Origin of the sequence: Streptomyces sp. NPDC049687 (assembly GCF_044465285.1) — a bacterium.
Classification (GTDB): Bacteria; Actinomycetota; Actinomycetes; order Streptomycetales; family Streptomycetaceae; genus Streptomyces.
This window is the reverse complement of record NZ_JBITLN010000013.1, coordinates 118,639-137,212: the sequence shown is the minus strand read 5'-3', so window position 1 is coordinate 137,212 and position 18,574 is coordinate 118,639. Positions and strand designations below refer to the sequence as shown.

The following is an 18,574-nucleotide window of genomic DNA, read 5'->3' as shown; positions in this document are numbered from 1 at the left end:
ACGGCCCACATCCGCAGCCGGTTGCAGACGCCCCGCCAGCTTGAAGGCGATCGCGTCGATCACCTCACGATGGTCCCGTCGGCGGCCACCCCGCTTCGGCGTCCGGCCCGGGAGCAACGGCTCGATCCGCGCCCACTGCGCATCAGTCAACGGCACACCTGGACCAACGACCGGCTGATACGAACGAAATGGCCTAGTCCGTGAGATCCGCCGCGAGATTCGCGATGTTCGTGAGCAGTGCCGTGCCGCGCCGGGAGTGGTCGTAGCCGGCGAGGGGGTAGCCGTTGCTCAGACAGGCGAAGGACAGGCCGGTCTGCGGGTCCATGAAGCCGAGTTGGTAGGCGGCTCCGGCACTGCCGAAGAGGGCGGGCGAACCGGTGGACGGCAGGTTGCTGCCCGCGTCCGGGCCGGCCACGGTGACGAACAGGCCCATGCCGGTGCGGCGGCTGGAGCCGCCCCCGTAGATCTGCTCCCCGTGCGGGTGGTCCGTCAGCCGGATCCGGGTGCCCTCGGCCACGGCCTCCGGCTTCCACACCCCCGAGTGTTCCAGGGCCTGGAAGTACAGGGCGACGTCGGCGGCCGTGGCGACCAGCGCATGGCTGGGCTCCCCGGCCGCCAGCACCTTCGGGTCGGACAGGTACCAGGGGCCCCAAGGGTCGGGCTCCTCCTCGTCGCTCGTGCGGTCGGTGGCGGTCATCGGGGCGACGGTGCCGGGCTGTCGGTCCACCGGGACGCCGAGTTCGAGCGAGGACAGGCCGAGCGGTACGGCGATCCGCTCGCGCAGGTAGTCGGCGAACGTCAGTCCCGTACGCCGCTCCACCATCTCGGCGATCAGCCAGGCCGCCGAGGTGAGGTGGAACTGGAAGCGGCTGCCCGGCGGGTAGTCGAGCCGCCAGCGACCGAAGGCGGCGAGGCGCTGCTCGCGGTCGAGCATCTTCGGGTACCCGAGCGGTGCGAAGGGGAAGCCCGCGGTGTGCGTGAGCACCTGCTCGACCGTCACCTCCTCCTTCCCGTTGGGCGCGAACTCCGGGATGATCGCGGCAACTTGCTCGGACACGTCCAGCAGGCCCTCGCCCATCAGCTTCCAGACCGCGCCCGCGACGATCGACCGCCCGACGGACTGCAGGACGTATCGCGTGGACGGTTCGGCCTCCCCCCAGGTCTCGAACGCGACCAGGCTCCCGCCCCTCGCCACGGCGACCTGCGCGGACGGCAACGGTCCGTGCTCGACCTCCAGACGGATCCGGCGCAGGAGCACGTCCAGCCGGTGCGGGTCGACGCCGACGGCTTCCGGGGCGACGACCGAGTGGTCAAGGGTCACGTGGTCCTCCTTCGAGCGCGGTGGGTTCCCGCAGGCTTCTGCGTACGACCTTGCCGTTCGCGTTGCGCGGCAGGTCGTCCACGAATCACCAGCGGACGGGGACCTTGAACCCGGACAGCCGGGCGCGGGTGTGGCTCCGGAGCGCCGCCGGTCGTGGCGGGGCCTCGGGATCGGCGGGGACGACGAAGGCGACGACGGTCTGGCCGAGCCGCTCGTCCACAACGCCGGTGACCGCGACGTCCGCCACCCCGGGGTGCGCGGACAGGACCGTCTCCACCTCCAGCGGGTGGACGTTCTCGCCACCGCGGATGATCATGTCGGTGCGTCGGCCGAGCAGGTAGAGATACCCGTCCTCCGCCACGCGGCCCAGATCGCCGCTGTGCAGCCAGCCCTCGGCGTCGATCTTGAAGAGATGGTCGGCGCGGGCGTGGATCTCTCCGACGCCGTCCGGGCCGGGGTCGTGGACCCTGATCTCGACACCGGGTGCGGGGCGCCCCACCGACCGCAGCAGCTCGGTGCGTCCGGCCACCGCCTCCCGGTGGTCTGCCGGGGTGAGCACGCTGATCGGCGAGCCCTCGGTCTGGCCGAACATGTTGAGCATGCGGACGCCGGGCATCGCCTCGTAGGTCCGGCGCAGGGTGCCGGGGCGAATGGGCGCGCCGCCGTACTGGAGAGTGCGCAGCCTCTCGTGGCGGGCCTGTCCGGCCGCCAGCAGGCTCTCCAGCATCGCCGGGACCATGCTGGTGTGCGTGGTGCCGAGGTCCCGCAGCAGGGCCCAGCCCTCGACGGTGAAGCGGGGCAGGCCGGTGATCAGGGCGCCGGCGGCGAGGGCGACGGCGATGTTGCCCAGGCCCGCGATGTGGTGGAAGGGCGCGCTGCCGCCGTAGAAGCTGTCGGGGTCGAGTGCGCACAGGTGCCCGTTGACGCGGGCCCGGGCGGCCAGGCGCCGTTGGCTCATGGGGACGGGCTTGGGCAGGCCCGTCGTTCCGGAGGTGTGCAGGACGGCGGCGAGGTCATCGGGTCCGGCAGTCAACCGCCCTCTGCCGGGCGCCAGTTGGGGCACGATGGCGATCCGCCGACCGGACAGTTCGGCGACCTGCCTGCCGAGGTCGGCGAACTCGGGCTGTGCCAGCAGGACATGAGCCCGCGTCTCCTTGACCACAGCGGCGACCTCGTATGCCGTCATGCGCACGCCGAGCGGTGCGAGCGGGTGGCCGGATCCGGCGCCGCCGATCACCAGCGCGAGCGCGTCGGCGGAGGTGGCGACCAGTGCGGGCACCGGTGCGCCGGGCTCCAGGCCGAGGGTGTCCAGCCAGTCGGCCGCGCCGGCCGCACGGTCGAGGAGTTCGCGTCCGCTCCAGGTCAGGTCGCCGAACCGGACGGCGGGGCGGGCATGGTCGTAGGCGCGGCTCACCATGGCGGTCCAGGTGGCCGCCGTCCCGGCCTCCTGCGCGGCGGCCACCGGGTCAGGGCTCCAGGCGAGCCGCCGCGGTGCCGGTGACCACCTCGGCGCCGGTCTGGTTGACGGTGCGCAGGGTGAAGTGGGCGACCGGGCCGGTCGGCGTGTCCTCGATCGACTCGACCGTGACCGTGGCGGTGAGGGTGTCGCCGGGCCAGACCTGGGCCTTGAAGCGCACGCCGTAGCGCAGCAGTGCGTCGGTGCCGACCCAGTCGGTGAGGACGCGTCCGGTCATGCCCATCGTCAGCATGCCGTGGGCGAACACGCCGGGATAGCCCGCGGCCTCGACGGCGAACCGCTCGTCGGTGTGCAGGGGGTTGAAGTCGCCGGAGGCGCCCGCGTACTGCACGATCCGGGTCCGCTTGAGGTCGTCGACGAGGACGCTCTCGCGTATCTCGCCTACCTTGATGTCGTCCGGGCTCAGGCTCATCGGGCGTCCTTCGGGGTCGCCGGGCCCTCGGGGACGACGGCCACGGTCACGGCACTGACGACCGGTTCGCCGTCGGCGTCCCGGTACTCGGTGATGCGCTCGCTGAAGAGCAGGCGGCCGGTGCGGCCCTGCTTCTCCCAGCTGCGTCCGGTGCTGTTGTGCGCGTAGAGGGTCTCGCCGGCCCGCACCGGACGGTGGTACTCGAAGTGCTGCTCGGCGTGCAGCCCGCCACCGCCCTCGGCCATGACACCGGCGTCACGCCCCGACCCGAACCACTCCTCGTCCGGCTTGGGACGCAGGTGGTAGTCGGGGTCGTAGTGGGCGCTCGCCATGGTGAAGGTGGGCGGTGCCAGCGCCGACTCGCCCTGGAACGCCGGGTTCTCGTCGCCGATGGCGCGGGCGAACATCATGATGTGCCCGGCCTCGACGGGGAAGGGTTGCCCTGTCATCTGCGGGTGCTCCTCTCATCGGGTCAGTACGGCAGAAACGCGTCGCGCGTGGCCTCGTCCGGGTCGAAGTCCGGGGGCAGTCCCTCGAACTTGGGCTCCCTCTTCTCCACGAAGCTCGACACACCCTCGCGGAAGTCGGGCGAGCCCGCGAAGAACTCCATGGCGGAGTAGGAGCGGGCGAGGGCGTCGGTGAAGGTGCGGTCCAGGTCGCCGTACACCTGGTGGCGTACGACGGCCATGGCCCGCGGCGAGCAGTTGCGGGCGATGTCCCGGGCGTAGGCGCGGGCGGCGTCGAGCAGATTCTCGGGTTCGACGACGCGGCTGACCAGGCCGAGGCTCTTCGCCTCGTCCGCGTCGATGACGCGGCCGGACAGCAGCAGGTCGAGCGCGTTCTCCAGACCGATGACGCGCGGCAGCACGTAGGGCAGGTTGTACTCGCCGGCCAGTCCGCGGCGGGTGAACGCGGTGGTGAAACGTGCCCCGCGAGCGGCGAAGCGGACGTCGCAGATGAGCGCCTGGACCAGGCCGATGCCCGCGCAGGCGCCGTTGAGGGCGGCGATCAACGGCTTCGGCATGTTCCGCCTGCTGTACATGGGGACGCGGGCCTGGAGGTTGAGGGACTCCCCCGGCTGCGCGTTCTGCTCCAGGCGCTGCATGTCCATTCCCGGGCAGAAGGCCCGGCCCGCCCCGGTGATGATCACCACTTTGACGGCGGGGTCCTGTGCGGCCTGGTCGAGGAGCGCGAAGAAGCGGCGCTCCATCGGCAGGCTCCACGCGTTCTTGCGCTCGGGCCGGTTGAGGGTGACGGTGGCGACGCCGTCCTCGTCGACTTCGTACAGGACCAGGTCCAGGTCCTCGGGGGCCACCACGGTTTCCTCGGGCATCACGTCACTCCTCGTCCAGCGGTTCGATCGGGTCGCCGACGCCGGGCCGTTCCCCGGAGATGGTCACCACCACCTGTCCACGGGCGCAGATGCGTCCGTCGGCCCGCACGTCGACGTCGGCGAAGTGCACCCGGCCGCCCCGCCGCACACAGCGCGCGTACGCGACCGCCTCACGGCCGCGGGCGGGTGCGAGGTACTGCACCGACATCGACACGGTGCTGAGCCGGCTGCCCTTGGTGAAGTCGTGCCCGGCGATCACGGCTCCGGCGCCGGCGGTGTCGATGAGCGCGGAGATGACGCCGCCGTGGAAGACGTCTTCGTGGGCCGAGAGGGACTCGGCATAGGGGAGCACGATCTCGACCCCGTCCGCCTCCCAGCGCGTCACCCGGATGCGGCAGCGCCGGTTGAAGGCGACCCCGCGCTCCCAGCGGACCCGGAACCAGGCCCGGCGTTCGCGCTGTTCCTGATCGGTGAGGGTCCTCGCCGCGACGGTCATCAGCCCGCCCTCCGGTCCCGGCCTGACGGCCGATTCATATAGTTACATGAATTGAATAGATGAGGCAATCGCGCGGGCCGAAGCCGAGCGCTAGATGTATTATTTATATAACTGATTCGCTGTCTGTGAACAGAGGGAGGCCCAGATGCCGTCGACCGCACTGGCCGGGATCCGCGTGCTCGATCTGTCCCGCATCCTCGCCGCGCCGCTGGCCACCCAGATGCTGGCCGATCTGGGCGCGGAGGTGATCAAGGTCGAGCGGCCCGGATCGGGGGACGACTCCCGGACGTACGGCCCTCCGTTCGCCCCCGGACCCGAGGGCGAGCGGACCGACACCGCCGCCTTCTACCTCTCCTGCAACCGCAACAAGCGGTCCGTCACCGTCAACCACGCCTCCCCCGAGGGCCAGGAACTGATCCGCGCTCTCGCCGCACGGTCGGACGTCCTGGTCGAGAACTTCCGGACGGGCACCCTGGCGAAGTACGGCCTCGACCACGAGAGCCTGTGCGCACTCAACCCGCGCCTCGTCTACCTCTCGGTCACCGGCTTCGGCCAGACCGGCCCCTACGCCGACCGTCCCGGTTACGACGGCATCTTCCAGGCCATGTCCGGGATGATGAGCGTCTCCGGGCACCCCGAGGAACCGATGAAGGTCGGCGTCAGCATGATCGACATCCTCACCGGGCTCTACGCCTCCACGGCCGTCCTCGCGGCGCTGCGGCATCGGGACCTCACCGGCGAGGGGCAGTTCATCGACCTGTCCCTGCTGGACTGCGGCGTTGCCTCGCTGTCCCACTTCGCGATGAACTACCTGGTCTCCGGCGAGGTTCCGCAGCGACGCGGCAACGGCGGCTACGGCGGAATCCCCTCGCAGGCCTTCGCCTGCGAGGACAAGCCGATCTTCCTGGTCGCGGGCAACGACAAACAGTTCGCCGCGTTCTGCGCGGCGGCCGACCGCACCGACCTCCTGCAGGACGAACGGTTCGCCACGACCTCCGCCCGGATCGCCCACCGCGAGGAGATCCTGCCGGTGCTGGCGGCGATCCTGCGCACCCGCACCCGGGACGAGTGGCTGACCGTACTCGACGCGCACGACGTGCCCGCAGGCCCCTACAACGAGATGCCCGAGGTCTTCGCCGACCCGCAAATACAGCACCGGGGGATGCTGATCGAGGTCGAGGACCCGGCCTCCGGACAGCTGCCGATGCTCGCCAACCCCATCCGGTTCACTGCGACGCCGGTCGAGGGGTACGCCCCGCCGCCGGCGCTGGGTGAACACACCGACGAAGTGCTCACCGCTCTCGCGGGGGTGACGGGCAGTCAGCTGGCTGTGCTGCGGGACCGTGGTGTCGTGTAGCGGCGTCAGCCGATCAGGGTCCGGCCGCCCTCCAGCATCAGCGTCGCGCCCGTCAGATAGGCCATGTCGTCGCTGACGAGCGCGGCCACCGCCCTGCCTATGTCGGCCTCCGGGTCCCCGAGCCGCCCCAACGGGATCTGCCGGGCGAGCTCGTCCGCCTTGTGCGGGTGCGCGGCCAGGTAGTCCTCCGCCGCCGGGCTGAGCGCGGCCGGACAGATGACGTTCACGCGGATCCCGTACGCGCCCCACTCCCGCGCGGCGACCCGGCTCAGGCCGCGGATCGCCTCCTTGGCCATCGCGTACGCCGCGAAGGTCGCCTCGCCCTGCACGGCTGCCGACGAACCGAGGTTCACCACGCTGCCACGGCTCTCCTTGAGATGGGGCAGGGCCGCCTGCATCGCGTGGAAGGCAGCCAACGGGCCGCTGCGATAGGCGAGTTCGACATCCGCGTACGACGTCTCCGCCAGTCTGCGCTGCACCGAGGACTGCGCGTTGTTGACGAGCACGTCGAGCCCCCCGAACGCCCGTACCGTCTCGGCCACCATGCGGTCGACGTCGTCCCGCTCCCCCACATCCCCTACCACGGGGTACGCCCGGCCCCCACGCTCGGCGATCTCCCCGACCGTGTCCTTCAGCTTGCTCTCGGTGCGACCGGTGATCACCACCGCCGCCCCGTCGGCCGCCAGCGCGAGCGCGATGCCACGCCCCACTCCTTGCCCTCCGCCGGTGACCAGCGCCGCCTTCCCTGACAACCGTGCCATCACGTCTCCTTCCAGAAGGCCGACCAGGAGGGGAAGGCGTCGGGCAGCGCCGGCTCTCCGGCGCCCTCCCAGCCGCTGAAACCCACCGCCTGGGGGCGCTCGGTCACGTCCGCCGCGTACCAGTGGCGCTCGCGGCGCCGGGAGAAGTACCAGTCACCGTCAACGCGCGCGTAGTCGTCCCAGTAGCAGATCGCCATGACGATCCACCGCTCCCCCACCTCGTGCTCGGCCCGGCAGTACACCGCGCCGGTCGCGGTGTCGCGGCCGGTGAACTCGACGCGGTGGCCGCAGATCTGGTGGACCGACCGGTGGAAGCCACGCACCTGCGGTTCGATGTGCTGCCGTAGGACAGCCCGCCCGCGGCCATGGCGCCCCATGTCCACGTCGGGCCGGAAGCAGCCGACCCAGGCGTCGAGGTCGCGGCCGTCCACGGCGAGCGCGTAGCGGATGGGCAGTTGCCGGATGGCGAGCTGCGACTCGATGCGGTCGATACGGTCCTCGAGCGACGTCACGGGCGCGGCTCCTTGGGCAGGCCCAGGACCTGCTCTCCGATGATGTTGCGCTGGATCTCGCTCGACCCGCCGTAGATCGTCTCGGCGAGGGAGAGCAGGAAGGAGCGCTGCCGGCGGTCCAAGGCGTAGTCCTCACCGACGATCTGTCCGACGGGACCCGCCAACTCCGTGGCCAGCTGCCCCAGTTGCTGATGCCGGGTGGAGGCGTACAGCTTCGCGGTGGTGGCCTGCGCGCCCGGGGTACGGCCGGCGGTCAGTTCGGCGACGGTGCGCAGGTTGGTGGTGCGCATGATGCGTACGGAGATCCAGGCGTCGACGATGCGGCGGCGCAGCATCGGGTCGTCGAGCGCGCCCCGCTCGCGGGCCAGGTCGATCAGTGCCTCGGCCTCCCGCTCGAAGGTGAGCTGCTGGGGCAGGAGCGTGGTGCCGCGCTCGATGCCGAGCGTGGCCATGGCGGTGCGCCAGCCCTGGCCGACCTCGCCGACGACCATGTCGGCGCCGGTGCGGGCGTCGGAGAGGAAGATCTCGGCGAACTCGTCCTGCCCGGCGAGGTTGCGGATGGGGCGGATCTCCACGCCGGGCTGGTCGGTGGGCACCAGCAGCAGGCTCAGGCCCTTGTGCCGCGCGGACTGCGGGTCGGTGCGGGTGAGGACGTAGAGCCAGTCGGCGTGGATGCCGAATGACGTCCAGACCTTCTGTCCGCTGATCACCCACTCGTCGCCGTCCCGCTCCGCCCGCGTGCGCACGGACGCCAGGTCGGAGCCGGCGCCGGGTTCGCTGAAGCCCTGGCCCCACAGCTCCTCGACGGCGATGATCGGCGGCAGGAAGCGCTTCTTCTGCGCTTCGCCGCCCATCTTGAGGAGCATGGGGCCGAGCAGGTCGAGGGCGTTGACCGTGGCCCGGTACGGGGCGTTGACGCGGGCGTACTCGTACTCGAAGACGATCTCCTCCAGCAGCCCGAGCCCGCGTCCGCCGTACTCCTTCGGCCAGCCGACGCCCAGCCAGCCGCCTGTGGACAGTTCACGGTCCCAGGCGAGGCGGACCTCCCAGGCGGCTCCGTCGGTGGGGCCGCCCACGCCCCGGTGCTCGGCGAACTCCCCCACGAGGTGCTCCGCCAGCCAGTCCCGCACCTCGTCGCGGAAGTCGCGTACCGCGGGCCCGAAGTCCAGCTCCATGTCTGCTTCTCCTCAGGTCTCAGATGCCGAGCCGGGTGGCGAGCAGTTCCCGGTGGTACGACGGTGTGCCGAGCAGTACCTCGGAGCTCTTGGCCCGCTTGAAGTACAGGTGTGCGGGGTGCTCCCAGGTGAAGCCGATGCCGCCGTGGACCTGGATGTTGTCGGCGGCGACCTTGGTGAACGCCTCCGAGCAGAAGGCCTGGGCGAGGGCGGCGGCCATCGCGATCTCCGTCTCGTCGTCCGCGTCCAGCGCCCACAGCCCGCCGTACGCGGCCGAGCGGGCGGACTCGATCTCCATGAGCATGTCGGCGCACTTGTGCTTGATCCCCTGGAACGAGCCGATGGGTCGGCCGTACTGCTCGCGGATCTTGGCGTACGCCACGGCGGCGTCCAGGGCGGCCGCGGCTCCTCCGACCTGTTCGGCGGCCAGGAGTACGGCGGCGGTGGCTAGGGTGCGCTCCAGGGCCGGCCAGGCCGTGCCCTCGTGGCCAAGGAGGCGGGCGGGGGTGTCCGCGAACTCGATCCGGGCCTGTTTGCGGGTCTGGTCCAGGGTGGGGAGGGCGGTGCGGGTGAGGCCGGGGGTGTCGGCGGTCTCGACGGCCAGGAGGCTGATGCCCGAGGGGGTGCGGGCGGCTACCAGGAGCAGGTCGGCCAGGTGCCCGTCCGGGACGTAGGTCTTCGCCCCGTTGAGCCGCCAGCCGCCTGTCTCGTCACGGAGCGCGGTGAGCCCGATGCCCTGCTCGTCCCAGCGGCCGCTGCCCTCGGTGAGCGCCAGCGTGGCGACCGTCTCGCCGGACGCGATGCCCGGCAGGAAGTCGTGCCGCGCCTGTTCGTCGGCGCAGCGCAGCAGCGCCTCGGCGGCCAGGGCGACGGTGGCGAAGTACGGCCCGCCGAGCAGCGCGCGGCCCGCCTCCTCGAAGACGACGCCGAGGTCGACGTAGCCGAAGCCCGAGCCGCCGTACTCCTCCGGCACGGCGAGCCCCTGGAGGCCGAGTTCGCGTGCCATCCGCCGCCAGACGGCGGGGTCGTGACCCCGGGGGTCGGCGGCCAGGCGGCGCACGGTCGCCTCGTCGGAGTGTTTGGCGAGGAACGAGCGGACGACCTTGCGCAGTTCGTCCTGTTCCTCGCTGAAGGTGAGATCCATGCCGAGCTTCCCGTCCTCGGTGCAACGTCACGTGCGGCGTGCTTGCCGCCCACCTCTCGATACAGTTAGATAATTATAGTATCCACACTGAATGCACCAGGAGCGCGACGTGACCGATCCCTACGCACCGTTCACGAGCCTGACCTTCGAGCGGCCCGCGCCCGGCGTGCTGCGGATCGTGCTCGACGCCCCGAACCTCAACGCCGTGGATCCGCGGATGCACGGGGAACTCGCCGACATCTGGTCCGTCGTGGACCGGGACGAGGTGACCCGCGCGGTGCTCGTCCAGGGAGCGGGCAGGGCGTTCTCGGCAGGCGGGACCTTCGACTCCATCGAGGCCATGACCGAGGACTACGCGGTGCGCGCCCGGGTGATGCGCGAGGCGCGGGACATGGTCTACGGGGTGCTCAACTGCTCCAAGCCGGTGGTCTCCGCGATCCACGGCCCGGCGGTGGGGGCGGGTCTGGTCATCGGCATGCTGGCGGACATCTCCGTCGTCGCGCGCACGGCGAAGATCGTCGACGGGCACACGCGGCTCGGAGTCGCGGCCGGTGACCACGCGGCCATCTGCTGGCCGCTGCTGTGCGGCATGGCCAAGGCCAAGTACTACCTGCTCACCTGCGAGACGCTCACCGGCGAGGAGGCCGAGCGGATCGGGCTGGTGTCCAAGTGCGTGGACGACGCGGACGTGCACACCGAGGCCCTGCGGGTGGCGACCGCCCTGGCCGCCGGCCCCGCCAGCGCCATCAGCTGGACCAAGCGGTCCCTCAACCACTGGTACCGCACCGCCCAGCCGATCTTCGAGGCCTCGCTCGGCCTGGAGTTCTTCGGGTTCGGCGGGCACGAGGTCGTCGAGGGACTCGCCGCCCACCGCGAGAAGCGGCCCGCGGACTTCGAGGGCGTCAGCGGCAAACACCCGCTCGACCTGTGACCACCGTACGAGAGGAACCGATCGATCATGGCACTGCAGCAGACCGGCACCGAAGTGCCCCTTCTGATCAAAGGTCTGACCTTTGAGGAGATGCCGGTCGGGCAGGTCTTCCGGACCGCCCGCCGCACCATCACGGAGACCGACCTGGTCAACTTCGTCACCTGGGGCGGCTTCACCGAGCCCCTCTTCTGGGACGCCTCGCACGCCGCGGACGGCGGCTACACGGGACGACTGGTGCCGGGGGGACTGACGTACTGCATCGCCGAAGGTCTCGTCCTCCAGACGAACGTGCTGCACGGCACGGGCCTCGCCTTCCTGCACATGGAACTCGACGTGCTGGGTCCGGTGTACGTCGGCGACACCGTGTACGCCGTCGTGGAGACCACGGGCTGTCGGCCCTCCAGCAAGCCCGGCCGGGGAGTGGTGACCAGCCGCATCACGGTACGCAACCAGCGGGACGAGGAGGTCCTCGTCTACACGCCGGTGCGGCTGATCCGCGGCAAGGACTACGAGGCTCCGGCCTGAGCCCGGAGCCGGGACGGGCTACGAGAGCTCCAGCCTCCTGAGCCCGGGGCCGGGCTACGCGGTTCCGCCGTCCTGACTCCCGGCCGGCACCAGACGCAGACCGGTGGCCCGCCCGGCTTCGGGTACGGCGGCGTCGGCGAAGGCGCCGCGGTGCAGCCAGTCGGAGGGGATCGGGGGACGCGGCGGGGCCTCGTGGTCCGGGACCGCCATCGCGTACAGGCGGGTGTAGCGGAACTTCGCCTCCAGGTTGTCCAGGACCGACCAGTACTCGTAGCCGCACACCTCCACACCGGCCGCGGTGATTCCGGCCAGCCAGGAGAGCCGGGCGCGCAGCAGGGACCGGCGCCGTTCGTCGTCGCAGTGTCCCGTGGCGTCCACGAGGTCCAGGTCGCCCATGCCGTTGTCGATGACGGACAGCGGCGGCAGCAGGTCGCCGTACAGCTCGCAGAGACCGGCGACGGCGTCGGCGAGTCCTTCGGGGATGATCGGCCAGCCGTAGGCGGTGGTCTCCACGTCGTCGAACGGCACGATCGCGAAGCCCAGGCCCACGAGCAGGCGGTTCACCTCGTTGAGGGCGCTCTGACAGGTTCTCGTCGGCAGCACGCGGGGCAGGTTCTCCGGCGCGGTGACACGGAACGGGGTGTGCCAGGACAGGCCCAGCAGGTCCTGCTCGGTGGCGATGGTCTCCAGGTCCCCGGGGCGCACGCAGCCGGTGTCCTCGACCGGTGAGTCACCGTCCTCGGTCACCATGTGTTCGCCGAGCAGCAGCGGGTCGAGGAAGAGACGGTTGGTCCAGCTCTCCAGGCGTTCCAGGGCGAGACGGTCGTAGGGGTCGTCGGTGGCCGGGTAGCCACCCACGAGGGTGACCGTGGTGCCGATCCGGCCTCGCGCGCCGGTGGCCCTCAGGGCTTGGGTGGCGCGCCCGTTCGCGAGCAGGATGTGGTGGACCGCGGGCAGTCCGGCCCGGCCCGCGCCCCGGTTCGGGGGATACATTCCGGCCACGTGGTCGGCGAGGGTGGGGCCGGCGAGGTCGGTGGAGGTGATCCAGCGTTCCACCCGGTCGCCGAAACGGCGGCCCAGCTCGGCGGCGTAGACGGTGAAGTGCTCGGCGGTGTCACGGGCGAGCCAGCCGCCGGCCGCCTCCAGCCACGGCGGCAATGAGCGGTCGAGCAGGGTGAGAGCGGGCCGGGTGCCGTGCGCGAGCAGCGCGTCGAGTGCGCGGTCACAGCGGTCCAGCGCGTCCCGGTCCCAGCTGCCGGGGCCGACGGGCTGGAGCTGCGGCCATCCGGCGACCATGCGGTGGGTGTCCGCGACGACACCGGTCAACTGCCGCAGGTCGTCGATCCACTGCCGGAAGTGCCCGCCGCGTTCCGGCAGGGGCGGCGGGGGCGCCGCGATGGTGTCCGCCGTGGCGACTCCCCAGTCGACGCGGCGAAGCGATTCGTGCAGGAAACCATCGCTCATGGTTACCGTCCAGGCGGTAAATGGTTTAGCGCATTCAGCTGAATGTCTGCCGACCGGACGCTAACAGGTCAAACAAACTACGACAATGTTTCGGCCAGATCTCTCGATACGGGATCAGACCGCCTCCAGGATGCGGTCGGCCGCCCTCCGGGCCATGGACACCATGGAGAAGGGACACCATCGAGAAGGGACAGAGGTTCGATGCCGCCAGTGTCTACCGGCACCCCGCCCGGACCGGCCGCACCCGACCGTACCGGTGGACACCGTCGTGACACGCGCCCTCGCCGAGCGCGGCAGAGCCGTCGAGGTGCACGCCCGTGGCCGGGGCCCGGAGGCCGCAGATCCTCCAGTTACCCGGCATCGCACCGGCCCAGACGAGAAGATCGGCGGGCGTCGACGTCCTGGTGGACAGCCCGTACGTGGGCGGCCGGACGCGCGCACCGCCGGCGCCGGCCGAGTCCGGTCCCGGCTGCGGTGGCCCCCTCGCAGAGCGGCTCCGCCTGCGGCGCGGCGGCGGGGTGCAGCGGGCCGTCCGTTCCCGGGGCCGGGGAGGGGCCGAAGGTGCGGGGTCCGCGGGCCGGGTGCTCCCGAGCTGTCGCTCCGAGGACCCGAAGACGTCCGTGCCGCTGTTCAAGGCCGACGGCCGGGACGCCACATCGCCGATCAGGATGCTCAGTGCGGTCGAACGTCGTCATCCCCGGCCCTCCGATGCCGGTGCCCGCTCCTCCAGGGGGCGGAACTCCTCTTCCTGCCACCAGGGATACAGAGGTGGCATGTCCTTGCTGACCCGGCCCGGGAACGCGGGCGGCCGTTTGGCGAGGAACGACTGGACGCCCTCCACGGGGTCCGGACCGCCACCGATCTGGCTCATGATCCGGGAATCGAGCCGGTGGGCGGCCATCGGGTGGGGTTCGCCCAGCATCCGCCACATCATCTGGCGGGAGAGGGCGACGGAGATCGCGGAGGTGTTGTCGGCGATCTCCCGCGCGAGTTCGTAGGCCGCCGGCAGCAGCTCCTCCGGCGGGTGCACGGAGCGGACCAGCCCGGCCGCGAGCGCCTCGTCCGGGCCGAAGACGCGGCCCGTGGCCACCCATTCCATCGCCCGTTGCATGCCGACGACCCGGGGAAGGAACCAGCTCGACGCCGATTCCGGCACGATGCCGCGGCGGGCGAAGACGAACCCGAACTTCGCCGAGGTCGACGCCAGGCGGATGTCCATGGGCAGGGTCATGCTGGCCCCGACGCCCGCGGCCGGGCCGTTGATCGCCGCGATCACCGGCTTCGTGCTGGAGAAGATCCGCAGGGCGACCCGGCCGCCCGTGTCCCGGTGCCAGGCCCCCGCCTTGCGATGATCGAACGAGGAGCCGCCGGAGCTGACGTCGGCGCCAGCACAGAAGCCGCGTCCGGCGCCGGTCACCACGATCACCCGGATGTCGTCGTCGGCGTCGGCCGCGTCCAGGACGTCGAGCAGGTCGGCCATCATCTGCGGGTTGAAGGCGTTGAGCTTCTCGGGCCGGTCGAGGGTGACGGTGAGGATCCGGTCCGCCACCTCGGTCCGCACCGTGTCGTACTCCTGCTCCGGCATACGCGTCCTCCGTCACTCCGGCGAGCCGTTTCCAGAAAGCTTAATTAGTTATAGCATTCAACTCTAACGACTCGCCCCTGGCCGATGGGACGAGCTGATGGATGAACTGATGGCGGTGGAGATGACCGACCTGGTGGTGACCGCTGTCGGCCCGGTCCGGCTCATCGAGCTGAACCGGCCCGACCAGCTCAACGCGATGAGCGAGGAACTGCACTCCGGCCTCGCGTCCCTGTGGAACTCCCTCGCCGCCGACCCGGAGGCCCGGGTGGCCGTCCTCACCGGGCGCGGCCGGGCGTTCAGCGCCGGGGGCAACTTCGACATCATGACCCGGGTCCAGCACGACCGCGCCTTCCGGGAGCGCAACATCGACGAGGCGCGGCGGATCATCACCGGCATGGTGCGCTGCCCGCTGCCGGTGATCGCGGCCGTCAACGGGCCCGCGGTGGGCCTGGGATGCAGCCTGGCCCTGCTGAGCGACCTGGTGCTGATCGCCGACGACGCCTATATCGCCGACCCTCATGTCCAGGTCGGGCTCGTCGCGGGCGACGGCGGCGCACTCGTCCTCCCCCTGCTCGTCGGACTGACCCGCGCGAAGGAACTGCTGTTCCTCGGCGACCGGGTGAGCGCCGAGGAAGCGGTCCGGCTGGGCATCGCCAACCGCACCGTGCCCAAGGACAAGCTCCTGGACGAGGCCATGGACCTCGCCGGACGGCTGGCCGCCCTTCCCGCGCAGGCGCTGCGCGAGACCAAGCGCGCGGTGAACCTGCACCTGGAGCAGGCGCTCGCCACCGTGCTCGAACCCGCCCTGCTCGCCGAGCAGGAGACCATGCACTCGCTGGACCACATCGCCGTCGTCGAAAAGATCATCGCGTCCCGCGCCCGTCGCCGGACCGCCGGGGAGGGCTGAGGCATGGACTTCGCGTTCAGCGAGGAGCAGGAGGAACTGGGGCGCACCGTACGGGCGTTCCTGGCCCGCACCTCGCCCGCGACCGAGACGCGGCGCCTGATGGAGACCCCCGAGGGCTTCGACCGGGCGCTGTGGCGCCGGATGGGGACGGAGCTCGGGCTGCAGGGGCTGGCGGTCCCGGAGGAGTACGGCGGTGCCGGATGCGGGCCGGTCGAAATGGGCGTGGTGATGGAGGAGATGGGCCGTGCACTGCTGTGTGCGCCGTTCCTGTCCTCGGCCGTGCTGGCGACGACCACGCTGCTGCGCTGCGCCGACGAGGACGCCCGCAAGCGCCTGTTGCCGGGCCTGGCCTCCGGCGAACTCGTCGGGACCCTCGCCCTGACCGAGGACTCCGCCCGCTGGGACGCCTCCGGGGTCCGGCTCACCGGGCGTGAGAGCAAGGGAAGTTGGCTGCTGACCGGACACAAGATGTTCGTCCTGGACGGTGCCACCGCCGATGTCGTCCTCACCGTCGCCCGCACCGCCGACGGCATCGGCGTGTTCTTCGTGGAGGGCGACGCGTCCGGCCTGACCCGTGCACCGCTGCCCACGATGGACCCGACCCGCCGCCAGGCCCGCCTCGACTACCAGGACGTACCGGCGACCCGGCTGCGTACGCACGGCGACGGCTGGGACCTGGTCTCGCAGGTGCTCGACCGGGCCGCGGTGGCGCTGGCCGCCGAGCAGGTCGGGGTGGCCTCCCGTGCGCTCGACATGGCGGTGGAGTACGCCAAGGTGCGCCACCAGTTCGGACGCCCCATCGGCTCCTTCCAGGCCGTCAAGCACCTGCTGGCCGACGTCCTGCTGGAGGTGGAGTCGGCGCGCGCCGCAGCCCATTACGCCCTGCTCGCGTCGGAGAACGAGGACCCGGAGCTGCCTGCCGCGGCGAGTCTGGCGAAGGCGTTCTGTTCCGACGCGTGCGTACAGGCGACGGAGCAGAACATCCAGGTGCACGGCGGCATCGGCTTCACCTGGGAACATCCGGCCCACCTCTACCTGAAGCGGGCCAGGACGTCACAGCTGCTGTTCGGCGATCCGGCGTACCACCGGGAGCTGCTCGCACGGAGAATCGGCATGGACACGGACAAGGGAGCGGCATGAAGGTCGACGGCAAGCTCAACGTGTGGAGCACCACGGAGGTCGTGGAGGAGGCCCGGCACCACGAGAAGGCCGGCTACGACGGCCTGTGGGCGTCGGAGTCCAAGCACGACCCCTTCCTGCCGCTGGTGCTGGCGGCCGAGCACACCGACCGGCTCGAGGTGGGGACGGCCATCGCGGTGGCCTTCGCCCGCTCCCCCATGCAGCTCGCGTACACCGCGCACGACCTGCAGAGCTACGCCGGTGGACGGTTCTCGCTCGGTCTCGGCAGCCAGATCAAGCCGCACATCGAGCGGCGCTTCGACATGCCGTGGAGCCGGCCCGCGGCCCGCATGCGGGAGTACGTGAGCGCGCTGCACGCGATCTGGGACGCCTGGAACGAGGGCGTGAAGCTCGACTTCCGCGGCGACTTCTACTCGCACACCCTGATGTCGCCCTTCTTCTCTCCCCCGCCCGCTCCCGGCGGCGCGCCCAAGGTGTTCGTGGCCGCGGTCGGCCAGGCGATGACCAAGGTGGCGGGCGAGGTCGCCGACGGGCTCCTCGCGCACGGCTTCACCACCGAGCGGTACCTGCGGGAGGTGACCCTGCCGACCGTGGAGGCGGGGCTCGCCACGTCCGGCCGCACGCGTGCCGACTTCGCCGTCTCCCATCTGCTGCTGACCGCTACCGGCCGCACCGAGGAGGAGATGACCCGCGCGATCGACGGCACCCGTGCCCAGATCGCCTTCTACGGCAGCACACCCGCCTACCGCGGGGTGCTGGAGCTGCACGGCTGGGGCGAACTCGCCGACGAACTGCACGCGTTGTCGACGTCCCGGCGCGAGGACAAGTGGGAGGCGATGAGCCGCCTCGTCGACGACGAGGTGCTGCACACCTTCGCGGTCGTGGCGGAACCGCAGCGGGTCGCGGGCGAGATCAGGGGCCGGTACGGGGCACTGGTCGACCGGGTGTCCTTCTACACGGCGTACGAGATCGACGCCGAGGTGTGGGAGCCCATCGTGCAGGAGCTGCGCACCCTCGGGTGATGGTCGGCCGAGCGGGCCCGGGAGGTCAGCCGAGCAAGTCCAGGACGGTGGTCATGGACCTGTTCTGCAGCAGGTAGTCCTCGGCTTCCTGAAGGTGGACGCGCCAGAGCTCCTCGGCGGCCTCGGTGCGGCGCGCGGCGACCAGTTCGACGAGCGCGCCATGCGCGCGGAAGCCCCGGCGGTTGGCCCGTACGTTCTCGGGGCTGCCCGCGTCCAGGTCGACGTGGGACCAGTTCGCCTGGTCGATGATGTGCCGGACCATGCCGTTGAGGACGCTCAGCGTCTCGTTGCCCGCCAGTTCGACGACCAGGGCGTGGAACTCCATGTGGGCGCGGATGAACGCCGACGGATCGTCCATCAGCGTCTCGGCCTCGGCGACCGCGGCCCGCAGCCGCTCCAGGTCCTCGTCCGTGCGTCCCTCGGCCAGCAGACCGGCACACGGTGCCTCGATGACCGTACGGGCGTCGTAGACGTCCTTGAGGGTCGTGCCCCGGTATTCGAGCACCACGCCGGCGTACCGGGCCGCGACCGTGCCCTCCGGGGTCTGCACCCGTGCCCCACCCCGGGCGCCCCGGCGCACGCTGATCAGCGACTCCGACTCCAGGACCCGGAACGCCTCGCGCAGTGTCGGCCGGGAGACGGCGAACTCCGCCATCAGCGCCGCCTCGGCCGGCAGCGCCTCGCCCTCGGCCAGCTCCCCGCGCACGATCTTGCGGCGCAGCTGTGCCGCCACCAGCTCGGCCATCTTGGGGACGCGCACCTTGACACCGTTCACGCCCCCGCCACGACCGCCCTGCCGCCCCGTCGTACTTGTCACCGGGCCCACCTCCGTCCGACCCAGGGGTGCGGGACACAGCCCGAGCACCGGGTAGACGGCCCACTCTACTAGATAACTGATTAAACTAGGTTACCGAGTTCGCGCGCAATGAGATGTTCGGCCAGCGCGAGCAGCAGATCGCGACCGACCGCCTTCTGCCGCATGTCCCCCATCACCAAGGGGACTTCCGGGTCG

At 71.1% G+C, this 18,574-nt stretch carries 19 protein-coding genes and 1 pseudogene; 6 read left to right on the top strand and 14 right to left on the bottom strand.

Translation table 11 applies throughout. From position 1 onward, the window contains the following. Window positions 1-45 precede the first annotated feature (45 nt). The 7 genes and pseudogenes from ACIBVL_RS33380 to ACIBVL_RS33350 all read right to left on the bottom strand — a co-directional run. A pseudogene (locus ACIBVL_RS33380) lies at window positions 46-156 on the bottom strand (transposase); the annotation flags it as partial. A gap of 37 nt (window positions 157-193) precedes the next feature. After that, window positions 194-1,321, bottom strand: a complete 1,128-nt coding sequence (locus ACIBVL_RS33375; RefSeq protein ID WP_399103125.1) for a serine hydrolase domain-containing protein — start codon at window positions 1,319-1,321, stop codon at window positions 194-196. Window positions 1,322-1,406: 85 nt separating this feature from the next. After that, window positions 1,407-2,783 (bottom strand): class I adenylate-forming enzyme family protein, encoded by a 1,377-nt coding sequence (locus tag ACIBVL_RS33370; protein WP_399103122.1) that lies wholly within the window; start codon window positions 2,781-2,783, stop codon window positions 1,407-1,409. A gap of 4 nt (window positions 2,784-2,787) precedes the next feature. After that, window positions 2,788-3,210: a MaoC/PaaZ C-terminal domain-containing protein gene (locus ACIBVL_RS33365; protein ID WP_399103119.1), complete on the bottom strand. Its 423-nt coding sequence runs from the start codon at window positions 3,208-3,210 to the stop codon at window positions 2,788-2,790. After that, a complete protein-coding gene (locus ACIBVL_RS33360; protein ID WP_057612767.1) occupies window positions 3,207-3,659 on the bottom strand; it encodes a MaoC family dehydratase N-terminal domain-containing protein in 453 nt (150 codons plus the stop codon). The genes ACIBVL_RS33365 and ACIBVL_RS33360 overlap by 4 nt, the downstream gene beginning before the upstream one ends. A gap of 23 nt (window positions 3,660-3,682) precedes the next feature. Then, window positions 3,683-4,543, bottom strand: coding sequence for an enoyl-CoA hydratase-related protein (locus ACIBVL_RS33355; RefSeq protein ID WP_399103115.1), 861 nt, complete (start codon window positions 4,541-4,543; stop codon window positions 3,683-3,685). A gap of 4 nt (window positions 4,544-4,547) precedes the next feature. After that, the gene (locus ACIBVL_RS33350; protein WP_037709930.1) at window positions 4,548-5,039 is read right to left on the bottom strand and encodes a PaaI family thioesterase; all 492 of its coding nucleotides are present in this window, start codon (window positions 5,037-5,039) and stop codon (window positions 4,548-4,550) included. A gap of 145 nt (window positions 5,040-5,184) precedes the next feature. On the opposite strand from ACIBVL_RS33350, the gene ACIBVL_RS33345 reads away from it, so the two are divergent. After that, complete coding sequence (locus tag ACIBVL_RS33345; RefSeq protein ID WP_399103113.1) at window positions 5,185-6,396, top strand: CaiB/BaiF CoA transferase family protein; 1,212 nt, start codon at window positions 5,185-5,187, stop codon at window positions 6,394-6,396. Window positions 6,397-6,401: 5 nt separating this feature from the next. On the opposite strand, the gene ACIBVL_RS33340 is transcribed toward ACIBVL_RS33345, so the two are convergent. Genes ACIBVL_RS33340 through ACIBVL_RS33325 form a run of 4 tightly spaced genes read right to left on the bottom strand, consistent with a single transcriptional unit; the run spans window position 6,402 to window position 9,988 of the window. After that, window positions 6,402-7,157 (bottom strand): SDR family NAD(P)-dependent oxidoreductase, encoded by a 756-nt coding sequence (locus ACIBVL_RS33340; RefSeq protein WP_399103110.1) that lies wholly within the window; start codon window positions 7,155-7,157, stop codon window positions 6,402-6,404. Continuing rightward, window positions 7,157-7,669: a nuclear transport factor 2 family protein gene (locus ACIBVL_RS33335; protein WP_399103108.1), complete on the bottom strand. Its 513-nt coding sequence runs from the start codon at window positions 7,667-7,669 to the stop codon at window positions 7,157-7,159. The genes ACIBVL_RS33340 and ACIBVL_RS33335 overlap by 1 nt, the downstream gene beginning before the upstream one ends. Beyond that, window positions 7,666-8,844, bottom strand: a complete 1,179-nt coding sequence (locus tag ACIBVL_RS33330) for an acyl-CoA dehydrogenase family protein (protein ID WP_399103106.1) — start codon at window positions 8,842-8,844, stop codon at window positions 7,666-7,668. The genes ACIBVL_RS33335 and ACIBVL_RS33330 overlap by 4 nt, the downstream gene beginning before the upstream one ends. A 19-nt stretch (window positions 8,845-8,863) precedes the next feature. Then, complete coding sequence (locus tag ACIBVL_RS33325) at window positions 8,864-9,988, bottom strand: acyl-CoA dehydrogenase family protein (protein WP_399103103.1); 1,125 nt, start codon at window positions 9,986-9,988, stop codon at window positions 8,864-8,866. A 109-nt stretch (window positions 9,989-10,097) separates the two neighbouring features. Here ACIBVL_RS33325 and ACIBVL_RS33320 point away from each other — a divergent pair, with 109 nt between their 5' ends. Together ACIBVL_RS33320 and ACIBVL_RS33315 are read left to right on the top strand one after the other, a co-directional pair. Beyond that, window positions 10,098-10,919 (top strand): enoyl-CoA hydratase/isomerase family protein, encoded by an 822-nt coding sequence (locus ACIBVL_RS33320; protein WP_399103101.1) that lies wholly within the window; start codon window positions 10,098-10,100, stop codon window positions 10,917-10,919. 27 nt (window positions 10,920-10,946) lie between these two features. Then, window positions 10,947-11,444: a MaoC family dehydratase gene (locus ACIBVL_RS33315; protein WP_399103098.1), complete on the top strand. Its 498-nt coding sequence runs from the start codon at window positions 10,947-10,949 to the stop codon at window positions 11,442-11,444. A gap of 54 nt (window positions 11,445-11,498) precedes the next feature. Here the strand turns inward: ACIBVL_RS33315 and ACIBVL_RS33310 are convergent, their stop codons facing one another. Both ACIBVL_RS33310 and ACIBVL_RS33305 read right to left on the bottom strand, forming a co-directional pair. Then, on the bottom strand, window positions 11,499-12,908 hold the full coding sequence (locus ACIBVL_RS33310) for a family 1 glycosylhydrolase (protein WP_399103095.1): 1,410 nt from the start codon (window positions 12,906-12,908) through the stop codon (window positions 11,499-11,501). 691 nt (window positions 12,909-13,599) lie between these two features. Further along, a complete protein-coding gene (locus ACIBVL_RS33305) occupies window positions 13,600-14,493 on the bottom strand; it encodes a crotonase/enoyl-CoA hydratase family protein (RefSeq protein ID WP_399103093.1) in 894 nt (297 codons plus the stop codon). Window positions 14,494-14,590: 97 nt separating this feature from the next. Between ACIBVL_RS33305 and ACIBVL_RS33300 the strand changes: the two genes are divergently transcribed. From ACIBVL_RS33300 to ACIBVL_RS33290, 3 genes are read left to right on the top strand one after another with little or no spacing between them, the layout of a single operon-like run. Then, window positions 14,591-15,400, top strand: coding sequence for an enoyl-CoA hydratase/isomerase family protein (locus ACIBVL_RS33300; protein WP_399103091.1), 810 nt, complete (start codon window positions 14,591-14,593; stop codon window positions 15,398-15,400). Window positions 15,401-15,403: 3 nt separating this feature from the next. Continuing rightward, window positions 15,404-16,540 carry an acyl-CoA dehydrogenase family protein gene (locus tag ACIBVL_RS33295; protein WP_399103088.1) on the top strand — a complete coding sequence of 379 codons (1,137 nt, stop codon included), beginning with the start codon at window positions 15,404-15,406 and terminating at the stop codon, window positions 16,538-16,540. After that, on the top strand, window positions 16,537-17,562 hold the full coding sequence (locus ACIBVL_RS33290; protein WP_399103086.1) for a TIGR03617 family F420-dependent LLM class oxidoreductase: 1,026 nt from the start codon (window positions 16,537-16,539) through the stop codon (window positions 17,560-17,562). The genes ACIBVL_RS33295 and ACIBVL_RS33290 overlap by 4 nt, the downstream gene beginning before the upstream one ends. Window positions 17,563-17,587: 25 nt before the next feature. Here the strand turns inward: ACIBVL_RS33290 and ACIBVL_RS33285 are convergent, their stop codons facing one another. After that, on the bottom strand, window positions 17,588-18,379 hold the full coding sequence (locus ACIBVL_RS33285; protein ID WP_399103083.1) for a FadR/GntR family transcriptional regulator: 792 nt from the start codon (window positions 18,377-18,379) through the stop codon (window positions 17,588-17,590). Between the last annotated feature and the right edge of the window lie 195 nt (window positions 18,380-18,574).

Bases quoted from the DNA above. Each gene is read 5' to 3' on its own strand.
- ACIBVL_RS33365 (WP_399103119.1), bottom strand. From the start codon at position 3,210: ATGAGCCTGAGCCCGGACGACATCAAGGTAGGCGAGATACGCGAGAGC.
- ACIBVL_RS33360 (WP_057612767.1), bottom strand. From the start codon at position 3,659: ATGACAGGGCAACCCTTCCCCGTCGAGGCCGGGCACATCATGATGTTC.
- ACIBVL_RS33355 (WP_399103115.1), bottom strand. From the start codon at position 4,543: ATGCCCGAGGAAACCGTGGTGGCCCCCGAGGACCTGGACCTGGTCCTG.
- ACIBVL_RS33350 (WP_037709930.1), bottom strand. From the start codon at position 5,039: ATGACCGTCGCGGCGAGGACCCTCACCGATCAGGAACAGCGCGAACGC.
- ACIBVL_RS33345 (WP_399103113.1), top strand. From the start codon at position 5,185: ATGCCGTCGACCGCACTGGCCGGGATCCGCGTGCTCGATCTGTCCCGC.
- ACIBVL_RS33340 (WP_399103110.1), bottom strand. From the start codon at position 7,157: ATGGCACGGTTGTCAGGGAAGGCGGCGCTGGTCACCGGCGGAGGGCAA.
- ACIBVL_RS33330 (WP_399103106.1), bottom strand. From the start codon at position 8,844: ATGGAGCTGGACTTCGGGCCCGCGGTACGCGACTTCCGCGACGAGGTG.
- ACIBVL_RS33325 (WP_399103103.1), bottom strand. From the start codon at position 9,988: ATGGATCTCACCTTCAGCGAGGAACAGGACGAACTGCGCAAGGTCGTC.
- ACIBVL_RS33315 (WP_399103098.1), top strand. From the start codon at position 10,947: ATGGCACTGCAGCAGACCGGCACCGAAGTGCCCCTTCTGATCAAAGGT.
- ACIBVL_RS33310 (WP_399103095.1), bottom strand. From the start codon at position 12,908: ATGAGCGATGGTTTCCTGCACGAATCGCTTCGCCGCGTCGACTGGGGA.
- ACIBVL_RS33305 (WP_399103093.1), bottom strand. From the start codon at position 14,493: ATGCCGGAGCAGGAGTACGACACGGTGCGGACCGAGGTGGCGGACCGG.
- ACIBVL_RS33300 (WP_399103091.1), top strand. From the start codon at position 14,591: ATGGATGAACTGATGGCGGTGGAGATGACCGACCTGGTGGTGACCGCT.
- ACIBVL_RS33295 (WP_399103088.1), top strand. From the start codon at position 15,404: ATGGACTTCGCGTTCAGCGAGGAGCAGGAGGAACTGGGGCGCACCGTA.
- ACIBVL_RS33290 (WP_399103086.1), top strand. From the start codon at position 16,537: ATGAAGGTCGACGGCAAGCTCAACGTGTGGAGCACCACGGAGGTCGTG.